The following is a 15,651-nucleotide window of genomic DNA, read 5'->3' as shown; positions in this document are numbered from 1 at the left end:
CTCCTGGTCGGAATTTTCTTTCAGCCTTGCCCGATTGGCCGGGTGGGGCGTTGATACATGTCAGCGCCTCCCCGGTCTGGCGACCTAGACTTCCTGTCATACCCGAGGAGAGCCGATATGTCCCAGATCCTGCCCAGTCCGGAAGAACTTGCCGCCCACGCGGCCGCCGAACCGGCATATGCCCAGTGGCTGCATGGCCGAGGTCCGCTTCAGCATAGCGCGCAGACCCGGGCGGCGGTCTTTCGCATGGCTCATCAATTGGTCCAGTACGGCCTGCAGCCGGACCTGGCCAGCGTCTACCGGCTGTTCAGCGCGCTGGACGAACTGACCTGCGCCGGCCTCTGGCTGGTGGCGCACATGACCTACGCACGGCGCGTGCGCCTGGACGGCGTGCGGCTCGAGGCTGAGGACTTCAAGGCGCAACCCGAGGGGCACACCGGCGGCGCGCTGAACATGGTGCCGGCCTATGCAGGCTACCTCGCGCTCAATGCACTGAGCGGCAAGACCCGGGGTTGGTTGATGGGGCAGGGGCACTGCGTGGCGGCGATCGATGCGCTGAACGTGCTGACCGGCAATCTGCATCCGGAACAGGCCGCTGCCTACGGGCAGGGCGAGGATGGGCTGAATCGGCTGGTGCGGGACTTCTACAGCTATGTCCAGGCGGCGGATGGCAAGGTGGCCGCGCCGCTGGGCAGCCACGTCAATCCGCACACGGCGGGCGGCATCGCCGAGGGCGGCTACCTCGGTTTCGCCGAACTGATGTATGCGCACATGCCGCTGCCGGGCGAGACCCTGGTGGCCTTCCTCTCCGACGGCGCCGCCGAGGAGCAGCGCGGCAGCGACTGGATTCCCCGCTGGTGGCGCGCCGCGGATTGCGGCGCGGCGCTACCGGTGATGATCGCCAACGGCCGGCGCATCGAGCAGCGCACGGACCTTGGCACCCACGAAGGACTGGAAGGCTTCAAGCAGCACCTGCGCCGTTGCGGTTTCGACCCGGTCAGCTTCGACGGACGCGACCCGGCGGCCTTCGTCTGCGCTTTGTGGGAGATGGAGCAGCGGCTGGAACACCGGGTGGAGGAAATGGCCCGTGGCATCCTCCACTATCCCTTGCCGATTCCCTACGGCATTGCCGAAACGGTCAAGGGCTTCGGCTTCTACGGCGCCGGCAGCAATGCCGCGCATAACCTGCCGCTGCCAGGCAACCCCAGCGAGGATGCGCAGGCACGCGAGCTGTTCAACCAGCATGTGGCGCCGCTGTGGGTCGAGCCGCAGGCGTTGGCCGAGGCCTGTGCGCTGTTCAGCACCTCCCGCGCCGGCCGGGGACTGGAGCGGGACAACCCGCTGGCGGTGCGCAGGCCCATCGAACCGTCGATCCCCGAACTGCATTATCGCAGCGACTTCTGCTCGCCGATGGCGGCGCTGGATCGTTTCTATGTGGACCTGTGCGCGGCGAACCCCGACCTGCGGGCCCGCGTCGGCAATCCGGACGAACTGGCGAGCAATCGCCTGGGGGGCGTCCTCAAGGCGCTCAAGCACCGGGTCTGCGAGCCGGAGAGCGAACTGGAGGCGGTCGACGGCCGGGTAATCACTGCGCTCAACGAGGAGGCGGTGGTCTCCGCCTGCCTGGCCAACCAGGGTGGTCTCAACCTGGTGGCGAGCTATGAAGCCTTCTGCGTGAAGATGCTGGGCGCGGTGCGCCAGACGATCATCTTCGCCCGCCAGCAGAAGGAGGCCGGCCGCCCCGCCGGCTGGCTCGGCTGGCCCCTGGTGGCGACCTCGCACACCTGGGAGAACGGCAAGAACCAGCAATCGCACCAGGACACCACGTTCTGCGAGGCGCTGCTGGGCGAGATGAGCGATATGGTGCGGGTGGTCTTCCCTGCCGACCACAACAGCGCGTTGGCGCTGTTGCCGGAGATCTACCGCAGCCGTGGGCAACTGACCTGCATGGTGATTCCCAAGCGCGAGCGTCCCTCGGAGTTCAGCCGCGCCCAGGCCGAGCAACTGGCGCGCGACGGGGCGCTGGTGCTGGAGGAGCATCCGGGCAGCGATCCGCTGTTGCTGATCGCCAACGGCAGCTATCAGCTGGCGGAGATGCGCCGCGCCGCATCGCGCCTGGAGGAGGCCGGCTATCCCTATCGGCTGGTGTACCTGCAGGAGCCTGGCCGGTTCCGTGCGCCGCGCGACAACTGGGAACTGCAGTCGGTGGCCGACGAGGCGCTGACCGCCAGGTTGTTCCCCGATCATTGCGAGCGCCGGGTATTGCTGACGCACATGCGCCCGGAGGTGGCGCGAGGTCATCTGTGGCCGATCCTGCCGGACGCGCTGAAAACCTCGGTACTGGGCTATCGCAACCAGGGCGGCACGCTGAACGAGGCCGGCATGCTGTTCGCCAACCGCGCTTCCTGGGCCAATGTGCTGGCTGCCTGCGCGCGCCTGATGGACGTGCCGCGCACGGCGCTGCTGACGCCCGAAGAGGCGGCGGCCGTGGCGGGCAAGGGCGATCCGGCGCTGTTGCGTTGAGAGAGCGGGATGCGCTGAGGCGCGGCGCGCAACCGTTGAAGGGCGGTTGCGCGGGGTTCAGCGTTTCAGCGGTTTGAGCAGACCGTCGAGGCCGTCGATCTTCAGCTCCAGGGTCAACTGCATCAGTTGACCCAGCTCACCCTTGGGGAATTCGCCCTTGCGATGGAACCACAGCAGGTACTCTTCCGGCAGGTCTACCAGCATGCGTCCCTGGTACTTGCCGAAGGGCATCGGCGTGCGCGCGATCTTCAGCAACTGCAGTTTGTCGAGCATGGCGGGGCGAGGTTACTTCTGCAGCTTGATCTTGCAGCTGCCGGCGTCGAAGCGCTCGGTGGCGACCGGAGCGTTGGTCTTGTACTCGGTGAAGCTGTAGGTGAGGATCGCGCCCCTGGCCAGCAGCTGGCGGTAGCCGGTGTTGGTGCAGACGCTGTCACCCAGCTGGCTGCGGACGCTATCGGGGTTGGCGCGCATGCGCTCGGCGTGGCTGGCGCGCACACTGAGGTGGTTGATCAGTTGGTTGCCCTCGACGGTGTAGCCCTGGTCGAGAATGTCCTCGTTGATCGCGCGCGGGGTACCCTCGCTGCTTTCCTTGGCGACCTTGTCCAGCATCTGGGACAGTTCGAAGTCCTTCTTCGAGGCGGCGTGCGCGGCGGGGAGGACGAGACAGAGGGCGAGGGCGGTGAGGCGCAGCATGGGCATCTCCTGACAATGGTGCCGATTCGACCGTGCGGACCGATTGAGGTTCGCCGGTTATTCCAGGCCGCCATTGTCCCTGAAAAGCGTGTCCGTGCCGAGAAACACTTGTCACGCCGGCGGCAAATGGCCGTTGGCGGAGGATTCGCCGGTCGTCGTGGGGCGGGAAGCAGAGACGGCTCTGGTACAATCGCCGGTCCGCCTTCATCGTTCTATTCGAGCCACCGATGTTCCGATCCCTTCCTCTCATTCTGGTGGCGCAGCGATGAGCCACGCCGTTGCCCGTCTTCGCGACGAACGCCTGGCCCGTTGCGTCAAGCCGTTCGTGGCCCGTGGCTCGCGTTCGCCGCGCTGCGCCGGCTGCCGCCTGCGGCCGAACTACTGCATGTGCGGCCTGCGTCCTCAGGTTGAGTCGAACGCGGCGATGTGCCTGGTGATGTTCGATACCGAACCGCTCAAACCCAGTAACACCGGCTGGCTGATCGCCGAGACCGTGCCCGACACCTGGGCGTTCGGCTGGTCGCGCATCGAAGTCGATCCGGCCCTGGTGGCGCTGCTGGACGATCCGCAGTGGCAGCCCTACGTGGTGTTTCCCGGCGAGTTCGTCCAGCCGGAGCGGGTGGTGACCGAGGTGCTGCCGCAGGAGGGCAGGCGCCCGCTGTTCATCCTGCTGGACGCGACCTGGAACGAGGCGCGCAAGATGTTCCGCAAGAGCCCTTATCTGGATCGTTTCCCGGTGCTGAGCATCACCCCTGATGCCCTGTCGCGCTACCGTCTGCGCCGCTCCAAGTTCGATGAGCACCTGTGCACCGCGGAGGTGGCGGCGTTGTGCCTGGGGCTGGCCGGCGATCGCCGTGCCGGGGATGCGCTGGACGCCTACCTGGATGTGTTCAGCGAGCGCTATCTGGGCTCCAAGTGCCAGCAGCCGCTGGACGAGCAGAGCCCGGCGCACCAGGCGCTGATGCCTTTTACCAAGGGAACGGATTCGTAGGAGCAACTGTCTTTTTCTGGACAGTCTGTGCCGGCACTTCCCCCTCACCCCAACCCTCTCCCTCAGGGAGAGGGGGCAGATCGTGCCGGCTGACGCTAAGGCTTCATCCTGCGTCGAACGGTTCCCTCTCCCGCTTGCGGGAGAGGGTTAGGGTGAGGGGCTCTTGATCTCGTAGGACTTCGTCCGCGATGCTGTGGGGGCGGGGCTGTTCGCGAGCAAGCTCGCTCCTACAGGCTTGGTCCGAGGCGTATGACGTTTGACCTTGGTTTCCGGTCGTACGGACTTCAACCAGGATGCCTGCCACCGAGCGCTTTATGCTCAACCAGCGAGCCAACTGACGGCGTACAACCGCGAACGGTTGTACGCCCTACGGGCTTCCGGTTCGCTCTTGCCCCCACAGGTTCAGGCCGCCTGTGCCTCGGCTTTCTTCGGCCACAGTTGCGCCACCAGCATGCCGGCGAGCATCAGCGCACAGCCCAGGTAGCCGCGCAGGTGCAGCGATTCGTCGAGGAACAGGGCGCCGGCGATGGCGGCGAATACCGCTTCGAGCGACAGGATGATCGCCGCGTGGGAGGCGATGGCGTGCTTCTGCGCCACGACCTGCAGAGTGAAGCCGGTGGCGACGCCGAACAGGCCGCCATAGATCAGGGCGGGGCCTGCCTGGACGATGGCGTCCCAGCGGATTTCCTCGAAGATCAGCGCCAGGATCAGGCTCACCACCGCGCAGGTGACGAACTGCAGAAACGCCAGGCGGATCGGGTCGTAACGACTGGCGAACAGGCCCACCAGCAGCACGTGGCCTCCCCAGACGAGGGCGCCGGTCAGTTGCAGCCAGTCACCGGAGGCGACGTGGAAGTCCGGGCCGATGCTCAGCATGGCCATGCCGATCACCGCCAGCGCCGCGCCAATCCAGGTGCCCATGCCGGTGCGATGGCCGATCACCAGGCCCAGCAGCGGCACGATGATCACGTACAGGCCGGTGATGAAGCCGGAGTTGGTCACGCTGGTGAACAGCAGGCCGACCTGCTGCAGATTGATCCCCACGGTCAGTGCGGTACCGATGGCCAGGCCCGCCAGCAGCAGGCCACGGTTGAAGGGCTGTGCCCCACGCTTGCTCGACCAGGCCAGCAGCGGCAACAGTGCCACGGCGCCGAGGGTGAAGCGCAGGCCGGTGTAGAGGAAGGGGCCGATGGCGTCCATCCCGAGGCGTTGCGCGACGAAGGAGACTCCCCAGATCATCGCGGTAAACAGCATCAGGATATCGGCGCGCAGCGCGTGGCTTTTCATTTGTTGTTCTCGAACGGCAGGAAAAAAGCGGAACTCTGCCGTAACGCCCGTGCTTTGGAAAGGGGAACGGCTTGCCCGCGGGCACAGTGGCAGAGCGTTCGGGACACACTGAAAGTACCGTGTGGCGATGTATTCGCGGCGGACACCGGGGGTTGTCTTTGCGTACAATGTGACAAGCAGTGCTGTATCCGGCTCCGACCTTTCCTGCGCAAGTCTGGCTGTTATCCACGGCGGGGCTTCGGCGCGGCCTTCAAGGACTTTCCATGGCTTCCTACGAGATCCTGATCGCTGACGATCACCCGCTGTTCCGCAGTGCTCTGCACCAGGCCCTGACCATTGGCCTGGGACCTGAGGCGAGACTGTCCGAGGCGGCGAGTATCGCGGACCTGGAGGCCAGGCTGAACGAAAAATCGGACTGGGACCTGGTGCTGCTGGACCTGAACATGCCAGGCGCCTACGGCTTCTCCGGACTGGTGCTGCTGCGCGGACAGTACCCGCAGATTCCGGTGGTGATGGTTTCGGCGCAGGAAGATGCCGCGGTGGTGCAGCGTTCCCGTGAGTTCGGCGCCAGCGGTTTCATCCCCAAGTCCAGCGAGATGAGCACCCTGCAGCAGGCCGTGCGCGCGGTGCTCGACGGCGACGTCTGGTGGCCGCCGCAGGTGGATGCGGCGACCGAGATGAGCGAGGAAGTGCGCGCCGCCAGCGCCGGCCTTTCCAGTCTCACTCCGCAGCAGTTCCGTGTGCTGACCATGGTCTGCGAAGGCCTGCTGAACAAGCAGATCGCCTTCGAGCTGAGCGTCTCCGAAGCCACGGTGAAGGCCCACGTCACCGCGATCTTCCGCAAGCTCAACGTGCGTACCCGCACCCAGGCGGCGCTGTTGCTGCAGCAGATGGAGTCGGTCCCGGGGGCGTGACCTCGTCACATCCTGTCAAACCGCATGAACCCTTTTTGACGCGCACTGGTATAGAGTGCCGCGACTTTTACCTGTGAGAATCGCTCGTGTCCGCTTCCCCCTTCAAAGGCCAGACTGGCCTGAAACGCATCTTCAACGCCGCCGGTTATTCCCTGGCCGGCTTCGCTGCCGCCTTCAAGGGTGAGGCTGCCTTCCGCCAACTGGTACTGATCAACGTCATCCTGATCCCGCTGTCGTTCTTCTGCGACGTCACCCGTGGCGAGCGCGCGCTGATGATCGCGGTGTGCCTGCTGGCGCTGATCGTCGAACTGCTGAACTCCGCCATCGAGGCGGTGGTGGACCGGGTCTCCCTGGAACGCCATCCGCTGTCGAAGAACGCCAAGGACATGGGCAGCGCCGCCCAGTTCGTGGCGCTGACCATCATTACCGTGACCTGGGCGGGAATCCTGCTGGGCTGAATGCAGAGCCGTGCCCTGTAGGAGCGAGCTTGCTCGCGAACCTGCAAGGCACGGTGCGTTCCCTTTCGCGAGCAAGCTCGCGCCTACAGGTGGGGCGAACCTTTCGTAGGATCGGACTCCGTCCGCGATGGGCCGCGCGCCGATGCGGCTTGGGGCGTCACGGAATCATCGGCAGCACGATCTCGTCGCTGCGCGTCACGCCTGCCGTTTCGCTGCGGCACAGGTCGAGGAACTCGCGCATGGTCGCGGTCTGGTACTTTTGTCGGTGCCAGATGAAGTAGAACTGCCGGCGCAGGTCCAGGTCCGGTGTTTCCACCGGCACCAGGCTGCCGCGGCGGAAGGCGTCGCGCAGCGCCAGGCGCGAGATGCAGCCGATCCCCAGCCCCGACTCCACCGCGCGCTTGATCGCCTCGGTGTGCTCCAGCTCCAGCCTCACGTTCAATGGCTCTACGTGGTGCCGCATGGCCTGGTCGAAGGTCAGCCGCGTGCCGGAGCCCTGTTCACGCAGAATCCACGCTTCCTCGATCAGTCGTTCCAGGTCCGCGCGGCCTTCACGGGCCAGCGGGTGCTGCGGCGCGCAGAACACCACCAGTTCGTCCTTCATCCACGGCTGCACCTCGATATCCGGATGCTGGCAGTCACCCTCGATCAGGCCCAGGTCCAGCTCATAGTGGGCGATGCGCTGCACCACGTGGGCGGTGTTGTGCACGTGCAGGCGCACCCGGCAGTCCGGCTGGCGTTGCATGAAGCGGCCGATCAACAGGGTCGCCAGGTAGTTGCCGATGGTCAGGGTGGCGCCCAGGTCCAGCGAGCCGAAGGCGCTCTTGCCGTTGAGCATGTTTTCGATCTCGCTGCCCCGGTCGAGCAGGGCCACCGCCTGGGGCAGCAATTGACGGCCGAGGGCGTTGAGGGTCAGGCGCTTGCCGGAGCGGTCGAACAGCTTGCAGTCGAACTGCCGCTCCAGCTCGCCCAGCGCGGTGCTGGTGGCCGACTGCGACATGGACAGCGCTTCGGCGGCGCGGGAGACGCTTTCCTGCTGGGCGACAGCGACGAAGACCTCCAGCTGGCGCAGGGTGAATTTCATGGGATGGACTCCAGAAGGGCAGCGCGACATTCGGTCGCCCCGGTCTAGGAAAGGTCTGACGGTATCCTTTCGCATCGACATGACGCGGCCTTATCTGCGTTTTGGATTAGCAATATCCAGATAATTTATTTTGCGGATATTGTCGCCGCCTATAAAATGTCGCGCAATTGCGCTACGTCCGGGATTTGCTGGGGTGCGCCACGATTTTCCTAGGAGTCCTTGATGAGCAACCTGTACACCGAGCGCGTTCTCAGCGTGCACCACTGGAACGACACCCTCTTCAGCTTCAAGACCACCCGTAACCCGGGCCTGCGCTTCAAGACTGGCCAGTTCGTGATGATCGGTCTGGAAGTCAACGGTCGTCCGCTGATGCGCGCGTACAGCATTGCCAGCCCGAACTACGAAGAGCATCTGGAGTTCTTCAGCATCAAGGTTCCGGACGGTCCGCTGACTTCGCGTCTGCAGCACCTGAAGGAAGGCGACGAGCTGATGGTCAGCCGCAAGCCTACCGGCACCCTGGTGCTGGACGACCTCAAACCCGGCAAGCACCTGTACCTGCTGAGCACCGGCACCGGCATGGCGCCGTTCCTCTCGGTCATCCAGGACCCGGAAGTCTACGAGAAGTTCGAGAAGGTCATCCTGGTCCACGGCGTGCGTTGGGTCAGCGAGCTGGCCTACGCGGACTTCATCACCAAGGTCCTGCCGGAGCACGAGTACTTCGGCGAGATGGTGAAAGAGAAGCTGATCTATTGCCCGTTGGTGACCCGCGAAGAGTTCCACAGCATGGGTCGCCAGACCGACCTGATGCGCAGCGGCAAGCTGTTCGCCGACATCGGCCTGCCGCCGATGAACCCGCAGGACGACCGCGCCATGATCTGCGGCAGCCCGAGCATGCTGGACGAAACCAGCGAAGTGCTGAACAGCTTCGGCCTGCAGATCTCCCCACGCATGGGCGAGCCGGGCGACTACCTGATCGAGCGCGCCTTCGTCGAGAAGTAAACCGCGTTGTCGGCTCGAAAGAACGCCGCGATTCCTTTGGGGTCGCGGCGTTTTTTTATGCCCCGCATTCCAGCGCTGACGGCGGGGGCTTTTCGTAGGAGCGGTGCATGGGATTGCCGTCACCCTAACCCCGGCGGCGCGCCCCGCTCCTGAGGGAGAGGGGACTGTTCGCTGCAGGAGGAAACTGTGGCGCCAGCCGGCACGGCATGCTTTTCGTAGGAGCGAGCTTGCTCGCGAACCGGACCACATCGTGCCTTGCGGGTTCGCGAGCAAGGGCTAGGCGCCCCCCTCGGTCCTACAGAAGGCGTTGCCCGGAAACCGCCGGGTGGTACAGCGGCTGCACCTTGTTCCCCGCCGGGTCGAGCAGGTGGAAGCTGCGTGCGCCGTCGCCATGGTTGAAGGGGCGGTCCAGCAGGGTCACGCCACGGGCCTTGAAGTACTGGTACCAGGCTTCCAGCTCTTCCACGCTGTCGACGATGAAGCCGTAGTGATCCATGGTCTGCAGGCCGTTGGCCGCGCCAACGCCGCGTCCGAGGGAGAGGTTGTCGTTGCCGCAGGTGAGGTAGACCAGGTCTTCGTTGGCGCGGTTGAGGACTTCCATGCCGAGCACGTCGACGTAGAAGCGTTCGCACTCTTCCAGGTTTGGCACCAGCAGGGCGAGATGACGCAGGCCGTTGAGGCGGCCGGGGCGGGCAGGGAGATCGGACATGAACGGGATTCCTTTTTTGTATACAATTTATTTTCAAATTTAAAACAAAAGGAACGCCCTGTGTACAGTCTCTTTATCAAGACCCGCGTAAAGCCCGGAACCGCCGATGAATTCCTTGCCGCCATCAAGGTCAATGCCGCCGCGTCGGTGGCCAGCGAGCCGGGTTGCCTGGTGTTCGATGTGTCCCAGGACCGCGTCGATCCGGACGTGATCTACCTCTACGAGATCTACCGCGACGACGCGGCCTATGACGCGCACACCCAGACTGCACACTTCCGCGACAGCCGCCCGCTGGTGGAGCCGCTGATCCTCGAACAGGACTGCTTCGAGAGCGACGTGATCGCCCTCAACCCGGTGAGCTGAGGGGCGTCAGCCTTCGCCGCGGGCGAGATCGATCACGCGGATTTCGCCGTCGGCGGGGTAGTGCCAGTGCACGTCCAGGTCCCACAGGCGCACGCCGTAACGGCGCTCGGGCGGCGGCTTCTGGTAGGCCGGGCGTGGGTCCTGGGCGAGGCACTGCTCTACCAGCTCGCGCACCGGCTGGCCGAGGCGCAGGCCGTGCTCGTGGGCCTGGCGCAGGGCCTCGTCGCTCCAGTGCACAGCGATGGGCGCGGGCGGCGCGTCGGCAATGGCGTTGCGGGCATCGCTGACGATGTCCGCGTAGGGCACGTAGGGCTTGATGTCGATTACCGGCGTACCGTCCAGCAGGTCGATGCCGGACAGCCAGAGGCGGCCGGGCTCGACTCTCTCCAGCTTCACCACCGATTGGCCGATGCCATTGGGGCGGTGGGTGGCGCGGGTGGCGAACACGCCCATGGACTGGTTGCCGCCCAGACGCGGCGGGCGCACCTTCAGCCGCGGCTTGTCTTCCAATGCCTGGTGGAAGAGGAACAGCAGCCAGACGTGGCTGACCTGCTCCAGGCCTTCCACCGCGTCGCCCGTGTCGAACGGCGGCAGCAGCTCCAGCACGCCGGTCGCGGCCGGGGCCAGTTGCGGCTGGCGCGGGATGGCGAACTTCTCCTTGAAGCAGGAGCGGACGTGGCCAATGGGCGAGACGATGTGGGGCATGGCGGCACAAGCTGTTGCAGGGGCCGCCATGGTACCCGATTCGGCGTTCATCCGAGGTGGAAGCCGCCATCGATGGGGATGATGTTGCCGGTCATGTAGGCCCCGGCGGCGCTCGCCAGGCTGATCGCCAAGGCGGACATTTCCTCTTCGCGGCCCCAGCGGCGCATGGGGATGACGGCGGTGTCCTCGGCCATGGCCTGCTCGTCGTTGGCGATGTGGCGGGTCATCTTGCTGGGGAAGCGGCCGGGGGCGATGACGTTGACGTTGATGTGGTCGCCCACCAGCTCGCGGGCCAGCATGCGCGACAGCTGGTGCAGCGCGGCCTTGCTCGGGCCATAGGCGTAGGCGCTCTCGCCGTGGGACGTGACGCCGGCCACCGAGCCGATATTGATCACCCGCGCGGGGCTTTCGGCGCTGCCGGCCTTCTTCAGCAGCGGCAGCAGTTGCTGGATGCAACTGAACACGGCGGTGACGTTGAGTTGCATGACCTTTTCCCAGCCCGAGGCGGGGTAGCTTTCCAGCGGCGCGCCCCAGGTGGTGCCGGCGTTGTTCACCAGGATGTCGAGGTGATCCAGACGCTCGTTCAGCTCGCTGGCCAGGGCGCGGGCGCCTTCCTCGGTGGCGAGGTTGGCGGGCAGGCCGATGCACTCGCCGTACTGCGACAGCTCGGCAGCGGTCTCGGTGCAGGCGGCTCCGTCGCGGGCGCAGATGATGACCTTGGCGCCGGCTTCGAGCAGACCCTGGGCGATCATCCGGCCAATACCGCGGGTACCGCCGGTGACCAGTGCGGTCTTGCCTTCGAGGGAAAAATAGCGGTGCATGAGCCTCTCCTGGCTGCGAAATTCGCCTCACCGTAGCGGGATCGCCGAGGGCCTCCGAGCACTATCGAGAACGGAAATGGCGACGCATCACAACCGCACTGCGCTTTCTTAACCGGCGCATAACTTCTGCTGCCCTAGTGTCCACGGATCTTCGAGTGGCTGGGGGCCCGGGTGATGCAGGGGTGGAGCAGAGAGCGCAAGGCGTTGGCGTTGCTCATGGGCGTTTCGACCTTGCTGCTGGTGTTCGGCCTGGGTGGCCGCGAGGTCTGGGGGCCGGAGGTACGCTGGGCGGATATCGTGCTGCAGATGCTGCAGTCGGGGGACTATCTCGATCCTTACCTGAGTGGCTCGCCGTACTACGACAAGCCGCTGTTGTCCTACTGGCTGATCGCAGCGCCCGCCAGCCTGTTCGGCCTCAATCACTGGACGCTGCGCGCCAGCAGCGTGCTCGCCGGGCTGGGCAGCGTCTGGCTGGTCTGGTGGCTGGGTGAGCACTTGCTGCGCAAGGGCACCGGCCTGCTGGCCGGCTGGCTGATGGCGACCACCTTCTACTTCCTGTTCTGGGCGCGGGTGGCGACGGCGGACATGCTGACGGTGTTCGGCGTGCTGGCGGCGCTGGCCTGGTACTGGCGTGGGCCGGAAGACACGCGCTTCTCGCGCTACCTGGGGTTCTGTCTGATCCTGACGCTGACCTCGCTGTGCAAGGGGCTGATCGGCTTCGTCCTGCCGGTGCTGATGCTGCTGCCGCACCTGTTCAGCGTCGGGCGCTGGCGTCGCCATTTCAACCTGCGGTTGGTGGTGGCACTGGTGGTGTCGGCCGGGGTGTACGCGATTCCCTTTGCGCTTTCGCACTTGTATGGCCAGCCCACCTATGGTGAGAGCGGCCTGGCGCTGGTATTCCGGGAGAACGTAGTGCGTTTCTTCCAGCCCTTCGATCATGAGGGGCCGATCTACAGCTACCTGATCTACCTGCCGGTCTACACCTTGCCCTGGGCGCCGCTGTGGATCGCCGGGTTGTGGTACGCCGGGCGCCACTGGAAGCAGCTGGAGCCCAATGCGCGCTGGCTGGTCTGGGCCCTGGCGCTGCTGTTTGCGTTCTTCACCGCCAGCGGCAGTCGGCGCAGCTATTACGTGCTGCCGTTGGTGCCGTTCGCCCAGTTGCTGGCGGCCTGGTGGGTGGTGGAGTCCCGCCATCGGCGCGGTCTCGCCGGGCTGGGGCGTATCTGGCCGCGCGCCCTCGGCGTGGGGGCCGTGGTGATGCTGCTGGTGCTGGGCGTGGCCTATCCGTGGAGCAATAGCGGCGGCGGGGTTCCGGAGTTCGCCAGCGACGTGCGCAGCCAGGCGGAGCGGACTGCGCCCTGGTCGCAGTGGCGGGTGCTGATCCTCGGTGATCACGATGCGCGGCTGCCGATGTACCTGGAAAAGCGCGGCTCGCCCCAGGCTCATCCGCTCCATTTCGAGCGCTCGGGATATCCACGGGGCGACAGCGCCGCATTGTTCGCCTGGCTGCGCCAGCGTACCGGCGAAGACTGGGACCCGTCGCGCACCCTCATCATCTCCCAGGTGACGCATGAAGGAGAGCAGCCTCTGAGCTGGCTCACGGCGGATCACCGGCTGATCGAGTCGCAACTCAACAATGGGCAGCGCCTGGGGCGCGCGAAGAACAAGGAGGCCAGCCTGGCCTATCTCCCTGTTGGAGCGCCGAGCCCGATCAGCACGAGCGCAGCAGCCGCCGGAGCAGGAGCAGGTAAGGCGGCAGATTGATCGCCAGTACCACGAGGCCGAGGACGACCTGGGTTGCTTCGGTCAGGCCGGCGGGGTAGATCAGCGGGATCAGGTAATGCTCGATGAAGCCGCCGCTGTAACCGTGGTCCCCGGCCAGGGCGCGGAAGTGGTTCTCCAGCGGCGTGAGTGGGCAATAGAGGTGGAGGAGTTCCACCGCCATGCCCCAGGCCGCTGCCGGCACGTGTAGCCAGGCCAGGCGCGGCCAGCGCAGCACCAGCAGGCCGCCGAGCAGCACGAAGAGGATGAAGCCCAGGTGCAGCAGGACGACGGCGTCGGCGGCGAGGCGGTAGAGCACGACGGCCTCAGCGCTGCTGGCGCTGGGTCAGGCCCTTGAGGAAGTTGCGCAGCAGTTGGTCGCCGCAGGGCCGGTAGTTGTTGTGGCCAGGCTTGCGGAACAGCGCGCCCAGTTCCGTCTTGGTGACGATGAAGCCCACGCTGTCGAGGATCGCGAGGATGTCGTCGTCGCGCAGCTCGAAGGCCACGCGCAGTTTCTTCAGGGTGATGTTGTTAGTCAGCGGCAGTTCCACCGGCGGCAGCGGTCGGGATTCGTCGCGGCCACGGCGATGCACGATCAGGCCGTCGAGGAAGTGCGCCAGCACGCGGTCGCTGCACGGCTTGAAGTCCGGCTCGTCGTCGCGGGCGAGGAAGGCACCGACATCCTCGGCGCTGAGGTTGAAGCCGGCCAGCGCGGTGATCTCGGCGACCTGGGCGTCGCGGATGTCCAGCAGGTAGCGCAGGCTGCGCAGTACGTCGTTGTTGGTCATGGGCTTTCCAATAGCAGAAATGAAAAGCCCCGCATCAGCGGGGCTTTTGCGGATCAGACCAGTTCGGCCCAGAGGTCGTACTCGTCGGCGTCGGTGATGCGCACGCGCACCTTGTCGCCCGGCTTCACGTCGAAGGTGTCGACGTATACGGCACCGTCGATTTCCGGGGCGTCGGCGAAGGAGCGGCCTACGGCGCCTTCATCGTCCACTTCGTCGATCAGCACGTCGATTTCCTTGCCGATCTTCAGCTGCAGGCGGGCGGCGGAGATGGCCTGCTGGTGCGCCATGAAGCGCTCCCAACGGTCCTGCTTGACGTCGTCGGGCACCACGTCCAGGCCCAGGTCGTTGGCCGGGGCGCCTTCTACCGGGGAGTACTGGAAGCAGCCGACGCGGTCGAGCTGGGCTTCGGTCAGCCAGTCCAGCAGGTACTGGAAGTCTTCCTCGGTCTCGCCGGGGAAGCCGACGATGAAGGTGGAGCGGATGGTCAGCTCGGGGCAGATCTCGCGCCACTTCTTGATGCGCGCCAGGGTCTTGTCCTCGAAGGCGGGGCGCTTCATGGACTTGAGCACTTTCGGGCTGGCGTGCTGGAAGGGGATGTCCAGGTAGGGCAGTAGCTTGCCCTCGGCCATCAGCGGGATCACATCGTCGACGTTGGGGTACGGGTAGACATAGTGCAGGCGCACCCACACGCCCATGGCGGAGAGCGCCTGGCACAGCTCCAGCATGCGGGTCTTCACCGGCTGGCCGTCCCAGAAGTCCATCTTGTACTTCAGGTCCACGCCGTAAGCGCTGGTGTCCTGGGAGATGACCAGCAGCTCTTTGACGCCGGCCTTGACCAGGCGCTGGGCTTCGCTGAGCACGTCGCCCACCGGACGGCTGACCAGCTTGCCGCGCATGGACGGGATGATGCAGAAGCTGCAGCTGTGGTTGCAGCCTTCGGAAATCTTCAGGTAGGCGTAGTGACGCGGGGTCAGCTTGATGCCCTGCGGCGGCACCAGGTCGATCAGCGGGTTGTGCTCGGCCTTGGGCGGGATCACCTCGTGGACGGCATTGACCACCTGCTCATACTGCTGCGGGCCGGTGACGGCCAGCACGCTGGGGTGTACATCGCGGATACTGTCTTCGGCCACGCCCATGCAACCGGTGACGATCACCTTGCCGTTCTCGGCGATGGCTTCGCCGATGGCGTCGAGGGATTCAGCCTTGGCGCTATCGATGAAGCCGCAGGTGTTCACCACCACCACGTCTGCGTCCTGGTAGGTGGGGACGATTTCGTACCCCTCCATGCGCAGTTGGGTGAGGATGCGTTCGGAATCGACCGTGGCTTTGGGGCAACCCAGGCTGACGAATCCGACTTTGGGTGTGGCGGTGGACATGTGCGGCTAACCTCGAAGGGCGCGCTGGTGGCGCCTCTGATCAAAAAGTGCGCAATTCTAGCGGCAGCCCGCGCGCTTGACCAGTCTCCCTGGGACAAGCTGTCGCAGGTCCCTGCAAGCGCGTGCCAGCCGGTAATTGTGGGCAACAGGCTCTATAGTCTTTCAAATCGAATGCGACC

The 15,651-nt window shown here is 65.5% G+C and carries 17 protein-coding genes; 7 read left to right on the top strand and 10 right to left on the bottom strand.

Translation table 11 applies throughout. From position 1 onward, the window contains the following. The first annotated feature begins 117 nt into the window (after nt 1-117). A complete protein-coding gene (locus SD196_RS20405) occupies nt 118-2,523 on the top strand; it encodes a xylulose 5-phosphate 3-epimerase (RefSeq protein ID WP_370599886.1) in 2,406 nt (801 codons plus the stop codon). A 57-nt stretch (nt 2,524-2,580) separates the two neighbouring features. Here SD196_RS20405 and SD196_RS20400 read toward each other — a convergent pair whose 3' ends face one another. Then, nucleotides 2,581-2,796: a DUF3820 family protein gene (locus tag SD196_RS20400; RefSeq protein WP_275608206.1), complete on the bottom strand. Its 216-nt coding sequence runs from the start codon at nt 2,794-2,796 to the stop codon at nt 2,581-2,583. 12 nt (nt 2,797-2,808) lie between these two features. Further along, nucleotides 2,809-3,216, bottom strand: coding sequence for a quorum-sensing-regulated virulence factor family protein (locus SD196_RS20395; protein WP_275608205.1), 408 nt, complete (start codon nt 3,214-3,216; stop codon nt 2,809-2,811). 265 nt (nt 3,217-3,481) lie between these two features. Between SD196_RS20395 and SD196_RS20390 the strand changes: the two genes are divergently transcribed. Then, nucleotides 3,482-4,207 carry a tRNA-uridine aminocarboxypropyltransferase gene (locus SD196_RS20390; RefSeq protein ID WP_343572399.1) on the top strand — a complete coding sequence of 242 codons (726 nt, stop codon included), beginning with the start codon at nt 3,482-3,484 and terminating at the stop codon, nt 4,205-4,207. A 402-nt stretch (nt 4,208-4,609) separates the two neighbouring features. Here the strand turns inward: SD196_RS20390 and SD196_RS20385 are convergent, their stop codons facing one another. Then, nucleotides 4,610-5,494 carry a DMT family transporter gene (locus tag SD196_RS20385; RefSeq protein WP_275608203.1) on the bottom strand — a complete coding sequence of 295 codons (885 nt, stop codon included), beginning with the start codon at nt 5,492-5,494 and terminating at the stop codon, nt 4,610-4,612. A gap of 263 nt (nt 5,495-5,757) precedes the next feature. Between SD196_RS20385 and erdR the strand changes: the two genes are divergently transcribed. Both erdR and SD196_RS20375 read left to right on the top strand, forming a co-directional pair. Next, nucleotides 5,758-6,408: a response regulator transcription factor ErdR gene (erdR, locus tag SD196_RS20380; protein ID WP_275608202.1), complete on the top strand. Its 651-nt coding sequence runs from the start codon at nt 5,758-5,760 to the stop codon at nt 6,406-6,408. An 86-nt stretch (nt 6,409-6,494) separates the two neighbouring features. Further along, nucleotides 6,495-6,866 carry a diacylglycerol kinase gene (locus SD196_RS20375; protein WP_024765290.1) on the top strand — a complete coding sequence of 124 codons (372 nt, stop codon included), beginning with the start codon at nt 6,495-6,497 and terminating at the stop codon, nt 6,864-6,866. A 157-nt stretch (nt 6,867-7,023) separates the two neighbouring features. On the opposite strand, the gene SD196_RS20370 is transcribed toward SD196_RS20375, so the two are convergent. Beyond that, nucleotides 7,024-7,950 carry a LysR family transcriptional regulator gene (locus SD196_RS20370; RefSeq protein ID WP_275608201.1) on the bottom strand — a complete coding sequence of 309 codons (927 nt, stop codon included), beginning with the start codon at nt 7,948-7,950 and terminating at the stop codon, nt 7,024-7,026. 222 nt (nt 7,951-8,172) lie between these two features. Here SD196_RS20370 and fpr point away from each other — a divergent pair, with 222 nt between their 5' ends. Continuing rightward, entirely contained in the window at nt 8,173-8,949 is a 777-nt protein-coding gene (gene fpr / locus SD196_RS20365) for a ferredoxin-NADP reductase (protein ID WP_275608200.1), read from the top strand. A 295-nt stretch (nt 8,950-9,244) separates the two neighbouring features. Here fpr and SD196_RS20360 read toward each other — a convergent pair whose 3' ends face one another. Beyond that, nucleotides 9,245-9,658, bottom strand: coding sequence for a VOC family protein (locus SD196_RS20360; RefSeq protein WP_275608199.1), 414 nt, complete (start codon nt 9,656-9,658; stop codon nt 9,245-9,247). A gap of 60 nt (nt 9,659-9,718) precedes the next feature. Between SD196_RS20360 and SD196_RS20355 the strand changes: the two genes are divergently transcribed. Continuing rightward, a complete protein-coding gene (locus SD196_RS20355) occupies nt 9,719-10,021 on the top strand; it encodes a putative quinol monooxygenase (RefSeq protein WP_331316927.1) in 303 nt (100 codons plus the stop codon). Between the two features lie 6 nt (nt 10,022-10,027). Here the strand turns inward: SD196_RS20355 and tsaA are convergent, their stop codons facing one another. After that, nucleotides 10,028-10,726 (bottom strand): tRNA (N6-threonylcarbamoyladenosine(37)-N6)-methyltransferase TrmO, encoded by a 699-nt coding sequence (gene tsaA / locus SD196_RS20350; RefSeq protein ID WP_343572412.1) that lies wholly within the window; start codon nt 10,724-10,726, stop codon nt 10,028-10,030. 47 nt (nt 10,727-10,773) lie between these two features. Then, nucleotides 10,774-11,547 (bottom strand): SDR family oxidoreductase, encoded by a 774-nt coding sequence (locus tag SD196_RS20345; protein WP_343572415.1) that lies wholly within the window; start codon nt 11,545-11,547, stop codon nt 10,774-10,776. Nucleotides 11,548-11,721: 174 nt separating this feature from the next. On the opposite strand from SD196_RS20345, the gene SD196_RS20340 reads away from it, so the two are divergent. Further along, on the top strand, nt 11,722-13,311 hold the full coding sequence (locus tag SD196_RS20340; RefSeq protein ID WP_416310606.1) for an ArnT family glycosyltransferase: 1,590 nt from the start codon (nt 11,722-11,724) through the stop codon (nt 13,309-13,311). Here the strand turns inward: SD196_RS20340 and SD196_RS20335 are convergent. The 3 genes from SD196_RS20335 to rimO are packed head-to-tail and all read right to left on the bottom strand — an operon-like array spanning nt 13,259 to nt 15,472. Continuing rightward, nucleotides 13,259-13,627, bottom strand: coding sequence for a DUF2784 domain-containing protein (locus SD196_RS20335; protein ID WP_275608194.1), 369 nt, complete (start codon nt 13,625-13,627; stop codon nt 13,259-13,261). The two genes, SD196_RS20340 and SD196_RS20335, sit on opposite strands and share 53 nt — an antisense overlap. Nucleotides 13,628-13,634: 7 nt before the next feature. Next, nucleotides 13,635-14,096, bottom strand: coding sequence for a DUF1456 family protein (locus SD196_RS20330; protein ID WP_275608193.1), 462 nt, complete (start codon nt 14,094-14,096; stop codon nt 13,635-13,637). A gap of 53 nt (nt 14,097-14,149) precedes the next feature. Further along, complete coding sequence (gene rimO, locus SD196_RS20325) at nt 14,150-15,472, bottom strand: 30S ribosomal protein S12 methylthiotransferase RimO (RefSeq protein WP_331316936.1); 1,323 nt, start codon at nt 15,470-15,472, stop codon at nt 14,150-14,152. Nucleotides 15,473-15,651: the final 179 nt, after the last annotated feature.

The sequence above is a fragment of the Pseudomonas macauensis genome (assembly GCF_047902425.1).
Lineage (GTDB): Bacteria > Pseudomonadota > Gammaproteobacteria > Pseudomonadales > Pseudomonadaceae > Pseudomonas.
Note: the sequence above shows the minus strand (reverse complement) of the source record. Positions and strands in the feature narration are given on the sequence as shown.